This window comes from Aurantimonas sp. HBX-1 (genome assembly GCF_021391535.1).
Lineage (GTDB): Bacteria > Pseudomonadota > Alphaproteobacteria > Rhizobiales > Rhizobiaceae > Aurantimonas.
Map to the genome: position 1 here is coordinate 2,150,796 of NZ_CP090066.1, position 16,997 is coordinate 2,167,792.

Below are 16,997 nucleotides of genomic sequence, written 5' to 3' on the forward strand. Positions count from 1 at the left end.
GAATGCAGTGCCGGGCGGCGCACCGCGCCGCCCGCGCCCCGACAAGAACGTTCGTCTGAACATTCCAGCAAGTCACGCAGCCGAAAGAATATTTACCTCTGGGTTGTAGCGTCGCGACAAGGAACAGTGCGACGAGGGCAATGCTGCTCAACACCATCAGGCGAAACTGGGCGACGTTCTGCAGCGGCGCGGCGATCACCGGCTTCGTGATCATGAGCATCCTGTGGCTGGGCAGCGCTTCGGTCGGGGAGCTGGTCGAGGCGGAGATGCGCGCGCGCGGGACCAATTTCACGCGCCTGCTTCTCGGCACCGAAGGCCACGTGGACGCCTTCCTCACCGGGATTGCGCGCGATCCCGACGCCGAGGCGACGATCCGCAAGGTCGCTAGCCTCGCCGACATCGAGAGCTTCGCGATCTTCAGCCGGCAGGGTGAGGAAGTCTTCCGGTCCCGCTCCGACCGTTACGAGTGGCTCCTGCGCGACCGTCCGGGCGGCATCCGCTCCGGTGACCGGCTCTCGCCGTCATTGCTGGAAAGACCGGGCGAATGGCAGGTCGTGCATGACGACGGCCACACCGACTCCTCCGTGGTCTCGCCGCTGATCCGGGGCGACACGACGATCGGCTACGTTTCGGTCGTCGCCGACATGGCCGAGAGCCGGCGGGCCTACGCCACCACGCTGGGATGGACGTCGGCCCTGGTCGCCCTCGTCCTGTGCCTGGCGACGGGGGTGCCGTTCCTGCTTTATGTCCGGCGCAAGCGGAAGATCTCCGAGGCCGACGAGCGGATCCAGTTCCTCGCCAACCACGACGCCCTCACCCATCTGCTCAACCGGCGGCGGATGCAGGAGGAGACGGACCGGGTGATGACCACCGCCCGCGCCACGCGCGAACGGGTCGCCTACCTCTATATCGATCTCGACGAGCTTTCCGAGATCAACAACAGTCTCGGCCAGGGCTGCGGCGACGAGCTGCTCCGCACCGTTGCGACGCGTCTCGCGGCGGCCGTCGACGACGGCGACCTCGTCGCCCGCATCGGCGCCGACGACTTCGCCGTCCTGCATCGTCGGGCAAGCGACGTCGCCGCCATCGCCAGCTTCGCACGACGCCTCACCGAAACGGTCTGCGAGCCGGTGCATCTCGGCGGCCAGACGGTGCAGCCGCGCATATCGATCGGCTGCGCCCTGGCGCCCCAGGACGGGCGGGTCCATTCCGAGATCGTCAAGCACGCCGAGATCGCCCATCTCCACCACAAGGCGGACAAGGGCCGCAGCCTGGTCTTCTTCGACCCCTCGATGGACGACGAGATGGCCCGGCGTCGCCAGATCGAGGCGCTGGTGCGCGAAGCCGTCGAGAAGGACAGCTTCGAGCTGTTCTACCAGCCGATCGTCAACGGCGACGGATCCCGGCTCCTGGGCTTCGAGGCGCTGCTGCGCCTCGGCGACAGCCATGGCGGCTACATCTCGCCGACCCTGTTCGTGCCGATCGCCGAGACGCGCGGCTACATCAAGGAGATCGGCAGCTGGGTGATCAGGGAAGCGGCGCGCCAGATCGCGCTGTGGCCGGAGCCGCTGTTCGTCTCGGTCAATCTCAGTGCGGTGCAGTTCCGCGACGGCGATCTGGTCGACATCGTCCGGGCCACTCTGCAGGACGCCGGCATCCCGGGTCGCCGCCTGGAGATCGAGGTGGTGGAATCGCTGCTGCTGGAGCGTTCCGAGGACGTGCTCGAACAGCTGGGACAGCTGAAGGCCCTCGGCATCTCCGTCGACATGGACGATTTCGGCACCGGCTACTCCTCGCTCAGCTATCTCTGGCGGTTCCCGTTCGACAAGCTGAAGATCGACCAGTCGTTCATGGTGGCGCTGACCAACGGCGAGCCCAACGTGCCGCAGATCCTCGAGACGATCGTCGCCATGGCCCACACGATGCAGATGAAGGTCACCACCGAGGGCATCGAGACCCAGGCCCAGGTCGACCTGATGAAGCGTCTCGGCTGCGACCAGCTGCAGGGCTATCTGTTCGGCAAGCCGATGCCGGCGGACCGCGTCGCATCGGAGATCCTCACCCGCTTCCGGATCGCCGACAGCGGCATCCGCGGCCCGGCGGCAGCCCAGGCCGTCAGCTAGGCCGAACGGCCGCTGGTCGGCCTCGCAGGCGATTGCGCAACGTCGTGCCGGCGAGCCGCGACGGGTTCGCCGGGATGCCCCCGGCACGCAGATGGTTGCTTTATCAACTTCAGGTACTTTCATAGTTAATCGATTGTTGATTGCAACAAAGTACTGAGAATTTTCAGCTGTTCTGCAACCGCTTCCCCATCATGTGCATTGACCTCGAAATCGAAGGGTCTGGACATGAAAATTCTCATCCTGGAAGACGAGCCGATAATCGCCATAGACCTCGAAGATATCGTGCTCAGCCGCGTTCACGAGGCCGAGGTTCTGCTGGCCGATTCGATCGAGGCGGCCCTGTCTTCCCTCGACGGGGGAATCGACTTCGCGCTGCTCGACATCGCGCTCGGCACGAGCGGCGAGACCTCCTTGCCGATCGCGCAGCGTCTGCTGCTGGAGCGCGTGCCGTTCTGTTTCGTGTCGAGCAGCCTCGGCGATCTTCCCGCGACATTCGGCTCGGTGCCGAAGGTGTCGAAGCCCTTCCGCCCAGAAGAGGTCGCGGAGATGCTGCCGCGCGCGGCATGAGCTGACGCCGCGCGGGTCGCGAATGCCGACCCGCGCGGCGCGCCGGGACCTAACCGATCGATGGATTACCGGGGATGGAGGTTGGCAGGAGGGGGACCCGGTACGCACGACCTGATCCGGTCCCGCCCTTCCTGCCGCACTCCGATTCTTAGCCGGAACCGGTTACCGAGCCGTTAGCTTCGCCTGAGGGCGGAGAAAAAGTCGCGCGACCGGATCGCCGTTCTACGACGGCCGGTTGAGCAGCCTCTGCCCCTCCGCCGACCCCACGTCTGGCCGTCCTCACACCCTTCTGCGTAGTCGTCACGGCTGGATCTGCCTGATCGCCGCTGCCTGAGTTCGTTCCCCTTGCCTCTCCCTCCCGCCAGCCGCTTCCAGCCCTCGCCCCCGGCGTTCCGGGCAGAAATTTGTTGGAATCATGGCCGGCACGGTCTAGCCTCCGCCCCGAGTTCCGAGAAACCGCACTGTCTTCGCTAGGACAGCTGCGCAGGAATCGGCTTGCGTCGGCGTTTCTGTCGGCGCGCGGTGGCAACTCCTGTCGCCGATGTCCCTAGAAACTCGAGATCAGGGAAATCTGATGAAATCACTCTTGACGTCCACCTTGCTCGCCGCCGCATTGTTCGGCTTTGCCGCCCCGGCATCTGCTCAGGACAACTGCGAGATTACCATCTCCAACATGAACTGGGCTTCAGCCGAGGTGATGGCGGAGATCGACAAGTTCATCATCTCCGAAGGCTTCGACTGTGCTGCTCGCCTGATGCCGGGCGACACGATGCCGACCTTCGCGTCGATGACGGAGAAGCAGGAGCCGGACGTCGCGCCGGAAATGTGGGTGAACCAGTTCCGCGAGCAGATCGATGCGGCAGCGGATGAGGGCACCATCGAGTTCGCGGCCGAAGTCCTGTCCGACGGCGGCGAGGAAGGCTGGTGGGTGCCGCAGTATTTCGCCGAGGCGCATCCCGAGATCAAGACGGTGGGAGACGCCCTCGCCCACCCGGACCTTTTCCCCTCGCGCGAAGACCCGAGCAAGGGCGCCGTCCACGGGTGCCCGGCGGGCTGGGGCTGCCAGATCACCACGGCCAATCTCTTCAGGGCCTATGACGCGGAAGACAAGGGCTTCGTCCTCGTCGACACCGGATCGGCCGCCGGCCTCGACGGTTCGATCGCCCGCGCCTACGAGAACAAGGAGCCCTGGCTCGGCTATTACTGGGCGCCCACCGCCATCCTCGGCAAGTATCCGATGGTCAAGCTCGCCTTCGACGCCGAGCATGATCCGGAAGAGTGGCAGCGCTGCACCACGGTTGCCGACTGTCCGGACCCGAAGATCAATGCCTGGACCAAGTCCGAGGTGTTCACGGTGGTGACCCCGAGGGTGGCCGAAATGTCGGAGGGCATCGTCGACTACCTCAAGACCCGCTCGTGGAGCAACGAGACGGTCAACAAGCTGCTGGCCTGGAAGGAGGACAACCAGGCCACCGGCGAGGACACGGCGCTGTATTTCCTCGAGAACAACGAGGCGGTCTGGTCCGACTGGGTCTCGGCAGAGACCGCCGAGAAGATCAAGGCGGCGCTCTGATCCGGCAGTGACCGGCAGGTATCGTTCCGGGGCGACCGCAGGTCGCAGGGGCGGATATCCTGCCGGGCCGATACCGTTCAATCCGGCCGCGGCGACGCCGCGGCCGTTCGCACAACAGGGGCGCGCGCCGGAGGTTTCCGCTTCAGCAGGCAGCAGCCTCCCCCCTGTCCCGCGGATATCTCGCGACCGACGAGAAGGAGCCTAGACGCTTGGACTGGCTGACCGAATTTCCCCAGATCGGGGGCCGTGACCTGCGCCTGATGTCGCGCACGATCGACCAGCATTACCGCGCCTTCTCGCGCGCCTACGGCGACACGATCGAGGCGATGTTCCGGCCGCTGCTCGACTTCCTGCTGTGGTTCGAGCGGCTCCTGCTGGGCACGCCGTGGTTCATCGTGCTCGGCGCCATCGTCCTGATCGTATGGCTCGCCAGCCGCTCGCCGAAGATCACCATCGGCACCGCCGTGGCGCTTACCCTGATCGGCGTGTTCGGCATGTGGGAAGACACGATGCGGACGCTGTCGATCATCATCGTGTGCACCCTGATGTCGATCGTCATCGGCCTGCCGATCGGCATCGTCATGTCGCGCTCGGATCGCGTGCAGGCGGTGGTCAATCCGATCCTCGACGTGATGCAGACGATGCCGTCCTTCGTCTACCTGATCCCGATCGTCATGCTGCTAGGCATCGGGCTGATCCCCGGCCTGATCGTGGTGGTGATCTATGCGATGCCGCCGATCATCCGCCTCACCAATCTCGGCATCAGGCTGGTCGACAAGGAAGTGCTCGAGGCCGCCAACGCCTTTGGCTCCTCCACCTGGCAGCGGCTGATGCAGGTGCAGCTGCCGCTGGCGCTGCCGACCATCATGGCCGGTATCAACCAGACCATCATGATGGCGCTGGCGATGGTCGTCGTCGCCTCGCTGATCGGCGTCCGGGGGCTCGGCCAGCCGGTGCTGCAGGCGATCACCAACCAGTATTTCACGCAGGGCGTGCTCAACGGTCTCGCAATCGTCGCCATCGCCATCATCTTCGACCGTGCCAGCCAGGCCTACGGCAAGCGGCTCCAGCGTCACCGGGAGGCCGCCCATGGCTGAAGTCGCCATCCAGATCCGCAATCTCTACAAGATCTTCGGTCCCGACGACAAAGCGCTGGTCGCGAAGGTCCGGGACGGGATGACCAAGGCCGAACTGATCGCCGAGCACTCGCACGTGCTCGGCCTCAAGGACATCAACATCGACATGCCGGCCGGCGCCATCCAGGTGGTGATGGGTCTGTCCGGCTCGGGCAAATCGACGCTGATCCGACACATCAACCGGCTGATCGAGCCTTCGGCGGGCGAGGTGCTGATCGGCGGCGAGGATGTCGTGGCGATGCCAGCGCGCCGGCTGCGCGAACTGCGCCGGCACGAGATCTCCATGGTGTTCCAGCGCTTCGGGCTGCTGCCGCACAAGACGGTGATCGACAACGTCGCCTACGGGCTGAAGGTGATGGGCAAGTCCGCGTCCGAGCAGCGCAAGGGCGCCACACGATGGATCGACCGGGTCGGACTGAAGGGCTACGAGGACAATTATCCCGCCCAGCTCTCCGGCGGCATGCAGCAGCGGGTGGGGCTCGCCCGGGCGCTCGCCACGGACGCCGACGTGCTGCTGATGGACGAGGCCTTCTCGGCCCTCGATCCGCTGATCCGCACCGACATGCAGATGGTGCTGCTGGACCTGCAGAAGGAACTGAAGAAGACCATCGTCTTCATCACCCACGACCTCGACGAGGCGCTGCGGCTGGGCGACCGGATCGCCATCCTTCGCGACGGCGAGATCGTCCAGCAGGGGACCGGGCAGGAAATCGTCCTGAAGCCGGCCGACGACTACATCTCGTCCTTCGTGCGCGAGGTGAACCGTGGCCGGGTGATCCGGGTCGAGACCGTCATGGAGCCGCTGCCCGTGGACGGGGCGCCGCTCGCGGATGGCAGCCTGTCGATCGAGAAGGGCACCATTCTGGAGGAGGCAGCGCGGCGGATGAGCGAGCATGGCGGCGTCAATGCCCGGATCGAGGATCCGGCGGGCCGGCCGCTGGGCACGCTGACCATGCGCGGCCTGATGGCGGCGATGGTCACGCCCGTCGGCAAGGCGGGCCTCCAGTCCGACATGCTGTAATCGCTCAGGCCGCGCGGGAGTGCGGCTCCGTCGCGGCGCCGGCGGCGAACAGGCGCTCGTAGCATTGCGCCAGGAGGTCGAGATCCACCGGCGCCTGGCGGATCAGGGCCAGTTCGATCGTGGCACGATCATAGCCTTCCTCGAACAGCGCGGTGATCGCCGCGCAGACCATTCCCTCTTCGTCGAGTCGTTTGGGTCCGCGTTGAAACATCGCCTTTCTCCCCGTTTCCAGCCATGCGCCGATGGCCCGTCGGGCCATATTCCGCCGATTGCGCAGCCAGCTAATTGGTACCGCGTCTGGCTTGGGCAGACCTTGCGGGGTCCCCCTGCCAGAGGCGACCCGAACGCGGGAAGACGACACGAAGATGTCGCCGTCAGACATTAGCTGTGGGAAAACCCGTGGCACAGCATGATCTTCCCGGCCGCGGTGCCCTCGCCCGCTGGCCCAGCCACTCGGAGCCGCCTGCCATGACCGACCTGCTGAGCCGGCTCCTCGCGGAAAAGGGCGTGCTACTCGCCGACGGCGCGACGGGCACCAACCTGTTCGAGGTCGGCCTGGAATCCGGTGAGGCGCCGGAGATGTGGCTGGAAACCCATCCGGACCGGATCGAGGCGCTGCACCAGGCCTTCGTCGACAACGGCGCGGACATCATCCTGACCTGTTCCTTCGGGGCCAACCGGCATCGGCTGAAGCTCCACCAGGCCGAGGACCGGGTTCACGAGATCAACAGGATCGCGGCGGAGCTCGCCCGCTCGGTCGCCGACCGCGCCGGCCGCCCGGTCGTTGTCGCCGGCTCGGTCGGCCCGACCGGCGAGTTGCTGGTCCCCCTCGGCGCCCTCACCTACGAGGACGCCGTGACGGCGTTCCGCGAGCAGATCGAGGGGCTGAAGGAAGGCGGCGCCGACGTCGTGTGGATCGAGACGATGTCGGCCGCCGACGAGGTTCGTGCCGCCGCAGAGGCGGCGATCGCCTGCGGCATGCCCTATACGGTCACCGGCTCCTTCGACAGCGCCGGGCGCACGATGATGGGCATCCACCCGAAGGAGTTCCACAAGTCGGTCGACGGGCTTTCCGAGGCGCCGCTGGCGCTCGGCGCCAATTGCGGCGTCGGCGCCTCCGACATGCTGGCCACCGGCCTGGAGTTCGAGCCCGCCGGCGCGGCGCTGCTGCTGAAGGCCAATTGCGGGATCCCTCGCTTCGTCGAGGGCAAGACGGTCTACTCGGGCACTCCGGAGCAGATGGCCGAGTACGCCCGCCTCTCCATCGATCTCGGCGCCCGGATCATCGGCGGCTGCTGCGGGACCTCGCCGCATCATCTCGGCGCGATGCGCCATGCGATCGACACCCATCAGCCGCGCGGCCGGCCGACGATCGAGACGATCGTCGCCGCGGTCGGGCCGCTGGTGAACAAGCCGGCGTCCGAGATGGCGGAACCGCGAGCGTCCACCGGCGGCCGGCGGGGCCGCGCCAGGGACTGACCGGGCCCATCACCGAACCGCGCGCCTCTCTTTTAGGCAGTTTCGAAGCACGCCGAACTTTCAGCCATATTTAATAGGTTCACCTTCAACTGTTGCCTTGCGCCGCAGCAGGATAGTGAACAGTGCGACTTCCAGCGTTTGTTTGTCTCGGCCTCGTCATGCCCTCCGCGGCGATGGCCAATGTCACGACCGCATCGGCTGCGCCGCAACAGCCTGACGCGTTCGTCTGGGTGCTGGTGGCCGCCAGTCTCGTCCTCTTGATGCAGGTCGGGTTCCTGTTGCTCGAGGCCGGGCTCGTTCGCTCGAAGAATTCCGTCAACGTCGCCCAGAAGAACCTTCTGGACCTTCTGTTCTCGATCATCGCCTTCGCGCTGGTCGGCTTCATGATCGCCTTCGGCGTCGACAGCGGCTACGGCTTCGGCCTCGATGCGCGCTTCGCCGGCCTCTGGGACCTCGAGCCCGCCGAATACGCCTTCTTCGCCTTCCAGGTGATGTTCTGCGGCACCGCCGCGACCATCGTCTCCGGGGCCGCGGCCGAACGGCTGCGGCTTAGCACCTATGTCATCTGCTCGGTCGTCGTGGCGGCCCTGATCTACCCCGTCTTTGCCCACTGGGTCTGGGGCGGCGCGCTGGCGCCGGGCGCCTCGGCGTTCCTGTCGAACATGGGCTTCATCGATTTCGCCGGCTCCACCGTCGTCCACAGCACCGGCGCCTGGGTATCCCTCGCCGCCTGCCTGGTTCTCGGCCCGCGTATCGGTCGCTTCGAGCCGGAAGGCCGCGTCCGCCGCATCCCCGGGCACAGCGCGGTGCTGGCGACGGTGGGCGCGATGGTCATCTTCGTCGGGTGGATCGGCTTCAATGGCGGCTCCACCATCGTCCCGACCACGGCCATCGCCCATATCGTCGCCAACACCGTCCTGGCCGCGGGCGCCGGCGGCGTCGCCGGGTATTTCCTCGCCCTCCGGCACGACGGGCTGGTCCTGCCGGAAAAGCCGATCTGCGGGCTGCTCGGCGGCCTGGTCGCGATCACCGCGGGCTGCCATCTCCTCAACGCCACAGGCGCCATGGTCATCGGCGCGGCCGGCGGGCTGATCGCCGTCTGGGGCAACCGGTTCATCGAACGGCGCTGCCGGATCGACGACGCCGTCGGCGCGATCGGCGTCCACGGCTTCGCCGGCGTCCTCGGGACGCTCGGCCTCGCCCTGCTGGCGCCGCTCGACCAGATCGCGGCCGGCGGGCGGCTGTCGCAGCTCGCCATCCAGGCGGCCGGGGCGGGCCTGAACTTCGTCTGGGCTTTCCCCCTCGCCTATCTCCTGTTCCGCGTCCTCGACCGGATCTATCCGATCCGGGTTTCGGCCGCCGACGAAGAACGCGGGCTCAACCAGTCGGAGCACGCGACGAGCCTTGGCCTCGGGACCATGGAAACGGCGCTGCGCCAGATCCTCGGCGGCCATGCCGACATCAGCCATCGCATCCCGATCGAGACCGGTGACGACGCCGAGCTGACCACCCGCCTGTTCAACGCCTTTCTCGACAAGGTCGAGGACGGAGAACTCGCCCGGCGCGCCAGCGAGGACGTGCTGCGCGCCGAGCAGGAGGCCGAGCGCTTGTCGGCCATGGCCGGCGCGGTGTTCGAGGGGATCGCCGTCACCGTGGGCGGACGGATCATCGATGCCAACGCCGCCTTCGAACGGCTTACCGGCCTTTCCGGGCGGGAACTGCTCAAGCGCACGTTACAAGATGTCGTTGCCGAGGCTCACGTCGAGACGCTCGGCAGGGCCCTCGCGACGCAGGAGATCAGGCCTCTGGAACTGCGGCTGCGGCGCGCCGACGGGTTGGAGATCCCGGCGGAGATTCGCTCGCGCACGATCATCTTCCGCGGCGAGGAGACAAGGGTCAGTGCCTTCGTCGATCTGCGCGAGCGCAAGGAGGCGGAGGAGCGTATCCGCTTCACCGCGCAGCACGATGCCCTGACCGGACTGCCGAACCGGCTCCTCTACCAGCAGTTTCTCGAGGAGACGCTGGCGGAGGTGCGCAAGGGCGAGCGCGTCGCGGCACTGATCGCGGTCGACCTCGACCGGTTCAAGGACATCAACGATCTCTACGGCCATCCCGCCGGCGACGCGGTGATCCGCGCTTCGGCGCTGCGGCTGCAGACGCTGTTCGGCAAGGCAGGGTTCGTCGCGCGCCTCGGCGGCGACGAGTTCGGCGTCATCCTGCCGGACGTCGCCTTCGCCAATCAGGTCGCCGATTTCGCCTTCAGGATCGTGCATGAACTGGGCGCACCGATCGACGTCGGCAACGGCGTCAGAATCCGTCCTGGGGCCAGTGTCGGCTTCGCCCTCGCCCCGCGCGACGGTATCGAGCCAGGCACCGTCATATCCCGCGCCGATGTGGCGCTCTACCACGCCAAGCGCAGCGGCCGGAACAACTACGCCGGCTTCGAAAGCGGCATGGATGCCGAGCTGCGCATGCGGCGCATCCTCGAATCCGATCTCGGCAACGCCGTCGCCCGCAACGAGCTGTATCTGTGCTTCCAGCCGCGGATCGTGCTCAGCGAGGAACGGATCGGCAGTTACGAGGCGCTGGTGCGCTGGCAGCATCCCGATCGCGGCCTGGTCAGTCCATCGGTCTTCATTCCCATCGCCGAACAGTCCGGCAAGATCGGCGAAATCGGCGAATGGGTGCTGCGCGAAGCCTGCCGGCAGTCGCTGGAACTGCTCGACGGGGCGGCGATCAGCGTCAATGTCAGCGCCTATCAGCTTCGCAACCGCAATTTCGTCGAGACGACGCTGGCCATCCTGGAGGAGGTCGGCTTCCCGCCGGCGCGGCTGGAACTGGAACTGACCGAGAGCATCCTCATCGAGGACCGCGACCGCGCGCTCAGCGTCCTGAGGGCGCTGAAGCGCCACGGCATCAAGGTCGCGCTTGACGACTTCGGCACCGGCTACTCCTCGCTCAGCTATCTGCGGACCTTTCCGTTCGACTCGATCAAGATCGACCAGTCGTTCATCCGCAATTTGTCGATCGACGAGAGTTCGCTGGCGATCGCCGATGCGGTCATCGAGCTCGGCCGGGCGCTGGATCTGACCATCGTCGCCGAGGGCGTCGAGACCGAGGAGCAGCTGGCGATCCTGGCGGGGCGGCGCTGCGACGAGATCCAGGGCTATCTGTTCGCTCGTCCATCGACCGCCAGCGAAGTCATGCGGCAGATCCCGGCGAGCGTCGCGGCGCAGATCGCCCGGACGACGCTTCGGCCGCAGGGCGGCGGCACGCGCCGGCTCGAAAGCCGGGAGCGCCGGTCGAACGCGCGCCGGGCCCGCGAGCTGTCCTGATCGGGCAACGGATGCGGTTTCGCGTCCGCCAGCCGCCGTCCACGCCTCACGCGTAGCGCGGGATCTCGCCGCCGCGGAGCTTGGCCATGTAGGTGGTCATCTCGCGCTTCACGACCGGCATCAGGAAGTACAGGCCGATGATGTTGGCGATGCCCATGGCGAACAGGGCGGCGTCGGAGAAATCGAGCACCACGCCGAGACTGATCGAGGCGCCGACGATCACGAACAGGCAGAACAGCACCTTGTAGGTGAGATCGGCCGCCTTGGAGTTGCCGAACAGGAACAGCCACGCCTTCAGCCCGTAATAGGACCACGAGATCATCGTGGAGAAGGCGAAGAGCACGACCGCGATACCGAGCACGTAGGGAAACCACGGCACGGCGGTGGCGAAGGCCGCCGAGGTAAGTTCGACGCCGCTGAGGCCCCCTGGCGTCGCGATCTGGCCGAGCCCGGCATCCCAGACATAGAGGCCGGTCGCCGGGTCGAACTGCAGGACGCCGCTGATGGTGATCACCAGCGCCGTCGCGGTGCAGATCACCACCGTGTCGATGAAGGGTTCCAGCATCGACACGAAGCCTTCGGTCACCGGGTGGTTGGTCTGGACGGCGGCATGGGCGATGGCGGCCGAGCCGATACCGGCCTCGTTGGAGAACGTCGCGCGCCGCAGGCCCTGGATCAGCGCACCGACGATGCCGCCGGCAACCCCGAGGCCGGTGAACGCTCCGGCGAAGATCTGCCCGATCGCCCAGCCGAGCTGGTCGATCTCGATGACGATGATCGTCAGGGCCGCCGTGAGATAGAGAATCCCCATGAACGGCACGAGCTTCTCCGTCACCCGCGCGATGGACTTGATGCCGCCGACGATCACCAGGAAGACGATCACCGCCATCACCGTGCCGGTGATCCAGCCGCGGCCGTCGAGGAAGCTGCCGGCACCGCCGGTGATCGCGACGAGCTGGGCATGCGCCTGGTTGGCCTGGAACATGTTGCCGCCGCCCCAGGAGGCGAGGACGCAGCAGATCGCGAACATGAAGGCCAGCACCTTGCCGAACCGGGTGTAACCGAGCTCCGCCATGCCTTTGCGCAGATAGTGCATCGGGCCGCCGGACACGCGACCGTCCGGATATTCCTCGCGGTACTTCACCCCGAGCGTGCACTCGGTGAATTTCGACGCCATGCCGAGCAGGCCGGCAAGGATCATCCAGAACGTTGCACCCGGACCGCCAATCGAGACGGCCACCGCGACGCCGGCGATATTGCCGAGGCCCACCGTTCCCGAGACGGCGGTGGCCAGCGCCTGGAAATGCGTGACCTCGCCGGCGGCATCGGGCGAGGAGTAGCGGCCACGCACCAGCGCGATCGCATGGCCGACCATGCGGAACTGCACGAAGCCGAAATACACCGTGAAGATCGCCGCGGCGGTGATCAGCCAGAGCACGATCCAGGGCATGTCGGTGCCTGGGATCGGGGCGAAGATGAAATTGACGAAGGGTGTCGTCACCGGCCCGACGATACTTGCGAGCGCCGCATCGAAAGCCGATGGGCCGTCCGCTTCCTGCGCCCGCGCCTGCGTGATCGCGAGCGCGGTGAATGCCAGCGGCAGGAGGATCGTCGCGCTGCGTCGCATCGGGGTATCCCTCACCTGTGATCCCGCCGGCAATATCGCGGCACCCATCCGCGCCGTCATGGCACGATGACCGTCGGGAGCGTCGTCGCCTGGGCAAGACCCATCGTGACGCTGCCGAAGATGCGGTTGTGGATGCTGCGCTTTCCCGACCGGCCGACGAAGATCATCGTCGCCTGCTGCTTCTCGGCGACGGCAAGGATGAGGTCGACCGGCGACCCGAAGCGGATCTCGCATTCGACCGTGATGCCGTCAGCCGCGATCTCCGCCACCAGCGGATCCAGCAGCATGACGCGCGCCCGCTCCAGTTCCTCGCGTCGGCGCATGCGGCGCTCTTCCAGCTCCTCGGCGCTGAGGAAGCTGTAGGGCGACCAGATCAGCACATGCACGATGTGAAGCCGGGCACCGCTCGCCTTGGCGCGGACGCGGGCATAGTCGACGACGCCGCGGTCCTGCCCGTCATACGCGACGACGAAGGTCTCGTCCGCCATGGTTGGCCACCCTGTCGATACATGCGCCCCGCCGCGGGCTCACCAGAATCATCAATTCCGGTGATGCTAGCATCACGTTTCTGAATGACAAGAAGCCCGGCGCGCCCGTGAGATCGGGCATGCGGGGCAGCCGGAACGGCTTCGACGCCGCGGCGCTGCTCAGGAGACGATGGGCTGGTGCCGCCGGAGCGCCGCGACGGCCTGGGTCAGCACGCCTTCGATCCGCGTCCGCTCGGCATCGGTGAGACGCTCGACATCGAGGAATATCCGCGCCCCATCGGTGAATTCGTTGATCACGCTCGGCGCTGCCTCGGGCGTTTCGTCGTGGATGCCCTCGACGACATAGGGGATCACCTCGCGGCTGATGCCCTTGAGGGAGATCGGCGCCAGCGCCCTCGCCCGAACCTCGTCCTCGACCAGCGCGAAGGTCTCGTAGCTCATCACGATGCCGCCGGGCTCGGCGATCTGCTCGAGCCGGGCGGCGAGGTTCGCCTCGGCACCGATGATCGTATAGTCCATGCGGTCGACGCTGCCGAAATTGCCGACATTGCAGAAGCCGGTATTGATGCCCATCCGGGCCTGGAACGGCTTCTCGATGCCGCGGCGGCGCCACTCGGCGTTGAGCTCCACCATCCGCCGCTGCATGGCGATGGCCATAGCGAGGCATGCCCGCGCGTCCTCCCGCGTGCCCAGCGTCTCCGGGTCGCCGAAGAAGGCGAGGATCGCGTCGCCGATGAACTTGTCGACCGTCGCGCCGTATTCGTGCGCGATCTTGGACATCTCGGTGAAATACTCGTTGAGCAGCTGCGTCAGCTCCTCCGGCTGCAGCCGCTCGGAGGTGACGGTGAAGTCCTTGATGTCGGAGAAGAAGATCGTCAGCTTCTTGCGTTCGGTGGAGATCACCACGTCGCGCTCGCCGCTGAAAATGCTGCGGTAGACCTGCGGCGACAGATATTTCGAGATCTTCATCGAGATCGACGCGAGGAAGGTGTTGGCTTCCTCGAGGTCGGCATTCATCCGCCCGAAGGTCCGCGCCTGGCGCCACTGCATCGCGGCGAAACCGACGCCGAAAATCCCCGCGCCGACAAAATAGGACAGGAGATACTTGAACGAGAAGAGGTTGGCGGCGATCGGCTGCTGCACCTCGATCTCCTGGATGCCGCGGACGTCGCCGACGCGCCAGTCGCGCTTCGGGCTCTCGGGATGCGTGTTGTGGCAGGCGACGCACGCCTCCCCCATGACGACCGGCGCGGCCAGACGGATGCGGCGGTCCAGCATCGTCCCGGAGATGGCGGTGATCAGCGGCCGGTCGGCGCCCTCGCTGCGAAACGTCTGCAGCGCCTGCCGCTCGAACGCGTCCAGCTGATGCGGCTCGCGCGTCGCGAAGACGAGATCGGAGACAAAGCGATAGCGCATGTTGTCGCCGCGATGGCCGACAACGTCGCCGAGTTCCAGCGAGAGCGTCGCCGGGATCGGGATGGCGCCCGGTATGTCCATGTAGTTGTGCGCTGCGATGGTCTGCCCGCCTGGATTGGCGAGGACCCGCCCGACGACGTTGCGGGCGTAATAGGTGCGGATGTCGGTGATCATCGCGTTAAGGCTGTTGGCCTGTGTGTTGAGCGCGGTGTCGGAAAGATGCCGCAGGTCGAGCCAGACGGCGACGGGCAGCAGCACGAGGGCGAGAGCGACGAGACCGGCGAACCAGATCGGACGCGCCATGAAATAACGAAACAGCGACCCCATCGACCGGCTCCGCGCGACGAACTCAGGCGATATTAAGCGCGAGTCGGGGCCGGTGTCAGTTGCCGAGCAACCGCCGTCGGGACAAGTTCACGACAAACAACGTCTGTCTTCGATCTTGGGCAGCAACTATTGGTCCTGCTCGCTGCGCCATACGGCACGGTGGATCGTGTCGGCGACACGGCCGGCGGACGATGCTTCCCCTCGGGCGGCCGGATCCGCCTCGCCCTTTCAGGCAAAGGCGTCCGGCTCGGACGCCTTGCGCCTGGCGACGAAGGCGGCGAGCGCCTCGGCGATGGCGGGGTCGAGCGGCGGCGGCGTGTAGGCCTCGAGCCAGCGCCGGCAGATCGTGTTGGCGCGGGTCTCGGCCCGCTGCGCACCTTCGGCGCTCCACTGCTCGAACGAGTTGTTGTCGGCGATCGCCGACCGGTAGAACGCCGTCTGGAAATTGTCCTGGGTGTGCTGACAGCCCAGATAGTGGCTGCCCGGACCGACCTCGCAGATCGCCGACATCGCCTGGCCGTTCTCGCTGAGGTCGACGCCGCGCATCAGCGCCTGCATCGCGCCCAGCTGGTCGCAGTCCATGACGAATTTCTCGTAGCAGGCGGCAAGGCCTCCCTCGAGCCAGCCGGCGGCGTGAAGCACGAAATTGGTGCCCGCCATCAGCGTCGAGTTCAGCGTGTTGGCGCTCTCGTAGGCCGCCTGCGCGTCCGGCACCTTAGAGGCGCAGAGCGAGCCGCCGGTCCGGAACGGCAGGCCAAGGCGCCGCGCCAGCTGCGCCGCGCCATAGGAGACCAGCGACGGCTCCGGCGTGCCGAAGGTGGGCGCGCCGGACTGCATGGAGATCGACGAGGCGAAGGTGCCGAAGACCACAGGCGCGCCTGGCCGGCAGAGCTGGGTGAAGGCAGCGCCCGCGAGCACCTCGGCCAGAACCTGCGTCAGCGTCCCGGCGACGGTCACCGGGCTCATCGCGCCGGCGAGGATGAAGGGCGTGACTATGCAGGCCTGGTTGGCGCGCGCATAGACCTTCAGCGCGCCGAGCATGGTGCCGTCGAAGGTCATCGGCGAGTTGGCGTTGATCAGGTTGATGACGACGCAGTTCTCGTCGACGAACTGCTCGCCGAAAAGGATCCGGCACATCGCGACCGTGTCCTCGGCCCGTTCCGGCGCCGTCACCGAGCCCATGAACGGCTTGTCCGACAGCGTCATGTGGGCGTGCACCATGTCGAGATGCCGTTTGTTCACGGCGACGTCGACAGGCTCGCAGACAGTGCCGCCGGAATGATGGATCGCCGGCGCCATGTAGGCGAGCTTCACGAAGTTGCGGAAATCCTCGATCGTCGCGTAGCGGCGCACGCCCTCGAGGTCGCGCACGAAGGGCGGCCCGTAGACCGGGGCGAACACCGTGGCGTTGCCGCCGATCTCGACGGAATTCTCCGGGTTGCGGGCGTGCTGGACGAAGCTCCTCGGCGCCGTCTTGAGGATCTCGCGGCAGAGCCCCTTCGGAAACCGCACCCGCTCGCCGCTGACATTGGCGCCGGCCGCGCGCCACATGGCCAGCGCCTCGGGATCGTCGCGGAACTCGATGCCGATCTCCTCGAGCACGATGTCGGCGTTGGCCTCGATCAGCGCGGCGCCGGCTTCGTCCAGCACCTCGTAGACCGGAAGCGCCCGGCGGATATAGGCGAGCTTCGGCCCCGACCCGGTCTGGACCCGCGCCGCCCGCCGGGCCGAGGCCCCGCCGCCGGCGCCCCGGCTGCGTCGTCCGCCGTCGCCTGCGGGGACCTCGGCAGCTTCCACGGTGTCGTTTTCCATCATCTCGCTCCCGGCGCGTCGACGCGCCATGCCGCCCGGCGCCAGATTCCGCACGCCTCGTCGCGAAGGATACTAGATCGCCGGCCGGCTCCC

12 protein-coding genes are annotated in these 16,997 nt (G+C 66.8%); 7 read left to right on the forward strand and 5 right to left on the reverse strand.

The features are described from left to right. Window positions 1–140: 140 nt before the first annotated feature. The 5 genes from LXB15_RS10265 to LXB15_RS10285 all read left to right on the forward strand — a co-directional run bounded on the left by LXB15_RS10265 (window position 141) and on the right by LXB15_RS10285 (window position 6,420). Window positions 141–2,123 (forward strand): bifunctional diguanylate cyclase/phosphodiesterase, encoded by a 1,983-nt coding sequence (locus LXB15_RS10265; RefSeq protein ID WP_233952973.1) that lies wholly within the window; start codon window positions 141–143, stop codon window positions 2,121–2,123. 225 nt (window positions 2,124–2,348) lie between these two features. Then, on the forward strand, window positions 2,349–2,690 hold the full coding sequence (locus tag LXB15_RS10270) for a response regulator (RefSeq protein ID WP_233952974.1): 342 nt from the start codon (window positions 2,349–2,351) through the stop codon (window positions 2,688–2,690). Window positions 2,691–3,264: 574 nt separating this feature from the next. Further along, window positions 3,265–4,263 (forward strand): ABC transporter substrate-binding protein, encoded by a 999-nt coding sequence (locus tag LXB15_RS10275; protein ID WP_233952975.1) that lies wholly within the window; start codon window positions 3,265–3,267, stop codon window positions 4,261–4,263. A gap of 209 nt (window positions 4,264–4,472) precedes the next feature. Beyond that, complete coding sequence (locus tag LXB15_RS10280; RefSeq protein ID WP_233952976.1) at window positions 4,473–5,360, forward strand: proline/glycine betaine ABC transporter permease; 888 nt, start codon at window positions 4,473–4,475, stop codon at window positions 5,358–5,360. After that, entirely contained in the window at window positions 5,353–6,420 is a 1,068-nt protein-coding gene (locus LXB15_RS10285) for a glycine betaine/L-proline ABC transporter ATP-binding protein (protein ID WP_233952977.1), read from the forward strand. The genes LXB15_RS10280 and LXB15_RS10285 overlap by 8 nt, the downstream gene beginning before the upstream one ends. A 4-nt stretch (window positions 6,421–6,424) precedes the next feature. On the opposite strand, the gene LXB15_RS10290 is transcribed toward LXB15_RS10285, so the two are convergent. Then, complete coding sequence (locus LXB15_RS10290) at window positions 6,425–6,631, reverse strand: hypothetical protein (protein WP_233952978.1); 207 nt, start codon at window positions 6,629–6,631, stop codon at window positions 6,425–6,427. Window positions 6,632–6,888: 257 nt separating this feature from the next. Here LXB15_RS10290 and bmt point away from each other — a divergent pair, with 257 nt between their 5' ends. Together bmt and LXB15_RS10300 are read left to right on the forward strand one after the other, a co-directional pair. Further along, window positions 6,889–7,899 (forward strand): betaine--homocysteine S-methyltransferase, encoded by a 1,011-nt coding sequence (bmt, locus tag LXB15_RS10295; protein WP_233952979.1) that lies wholly within the window; start codon window positions 6,889–6,891, stop codon window positions 7,897–7,899. A 122-nt stretch (window positions 7,900–8,021) separates the two neighbouring features. Continuing rightward, window positions 8,022–11,234, forward strand: coding sequence for an EAL domain-containing protein (locus LXB15_RS10300; protein ID WP_233952980.1), 3,213 nt, complete (start codon window positions 8,022–8,024; stop codon window positions 11,232–11,234). A 46-nt stretch (window positions 11,235–11,280) separates the two neighbouring features. Here the strand turns inward: LXB15_RS10300 and LXB15_RS10305 are convergent, their stop codons facing one another. The 4 genes from LXB15_RS10305 to LXB15_RS10320 form a co-directional block, all read right to left on the reverse strand. Then, window positions 11,281–12,861 carry a sodium:alanine symporter family protein gene (locus tag LXB15_RS10305; RefSeq protein WP_233952981.1) on the reverse strand — a complete coding sequence of 527 codons (1,581 nt, stop codon included), beginning with the start codon at window positions 12,859–12,861 and terminating at the stop codon, window positions 11,281–11,283. Between the two features lie 56 nt (window positions 12,862–12,917). Next, a complete protein-coding gene (locus tag LXB15_RS10310; protein ID WP_233952982.1) occupies window positions 12,918–13,349 on the reverse strand; it encodes a universal stress protein in 432 nt (143 codons plus the stop codon). A 159-nt stretch (window positions 13,350–13,508) separates the two neighbouring features. After that, complete coding sequence (locus LXB15_RS10315; protein ID WP_370640220.1) at window positions 13,509–15,068, reverse strand: adenylate/guanylate cyclase domain-containing protein; 1,560 nt, start codon at window positions 15,066–15,068, stop codon at window positions 13,509–13,511. A gap of 252 nt (window positions 15,069–15,320) precedes the next feature. Next, window positions 15,321–16,904 (reverse strand): trimethylamine methyltransferase family protein, encoded by a 1,584-nt coding sequence (locus LXB15_RS10320; protein WP_370640202.1) that lies wholly within the window; start codon window positions 16,902–16,904, stop codon window positions 15,321–15,323. Window positions 16,905–16,997 lie beyond the last annotated feature (93 nt).

What these genes read in the sequence shown, in the direction of transcription:
- LXB15_RS10265 (WP_233952973.1), top strand. Translation starts at nt 141, where the DNA reads ATGCTGCTCAACACCATCAGGCGAAACTGGGCGACGTTCTGCAGCGGC.
- LXB15_RS10270 (WP_233952974.1), top strand. Translation starts at nt 2,349, where the DNA reads ATGAAAATTCTCATCCTGGAAGACGAGCCGATAATCGCCATAGACCTC.
- LXB15_RS10275 (WP_233952975.1), top strand. Translation starts at nt 3,265, where the DNA reads ATGAAATCACTCTTGACGTCCACCTTGCTCGCCGCCGCATTGTTCGGC.
- LXB15_RS10285 (WP_233952977.1), top strand. Translation starts at nt 5,353, where the DNA reads ATGGCTGAAGTCGCCATCCAGATCCGCAATCTCTACAAGATCTTCGGT.
- LXB15_RS10290 (WP_233952978.1), bottom strand. Translation starts at nt 6,631, where the DNA reads ATGTTTCAACGCGGACCCAAACGACTCGACGAAGAGGGAATGGTCTGC.
- bmt (WP_233952979.1), top strand. Translation starts at nt 6,889, where the DNA reads ATGACCGACCTGCTGAGCCGGCTCCTCGCGGAAAAGGGCGTGCTACTC.
- LXB15_RS10305 (WP_233952981.1), bottom strand. Translation starts at nt 12,861, where the DNA reads ATGCGACGCAGCGCGACGATCCTCCTGCCGCTGGCATTCACCGCGCTC.
- LXB15_RS10310 (WP_233952982.1), bottom strand. Translation starts at nt 13,349, where the DNA reads ATGGCGGACGAGACCTTCGTCGTCGCGTATGACGGGCAGGACCGCGGC.
- LXB15_RS10315 (WP_370640220.1), bottom strand. Translation starts at nt 15,068, where the DNA reads ATGGCGCGTCCGATCTGGTTCGCCGGTCTCGTCGCTCTCGCCCTCGTG.
- LXB15_RS10320 (WP_370640202.1), bottom strand. Translation starts at nt 16,904, where the DNA reads ATGGAAAACGACACCGTGGAAGCTGCCGAGGTCCCCGCAGGCGACGGC.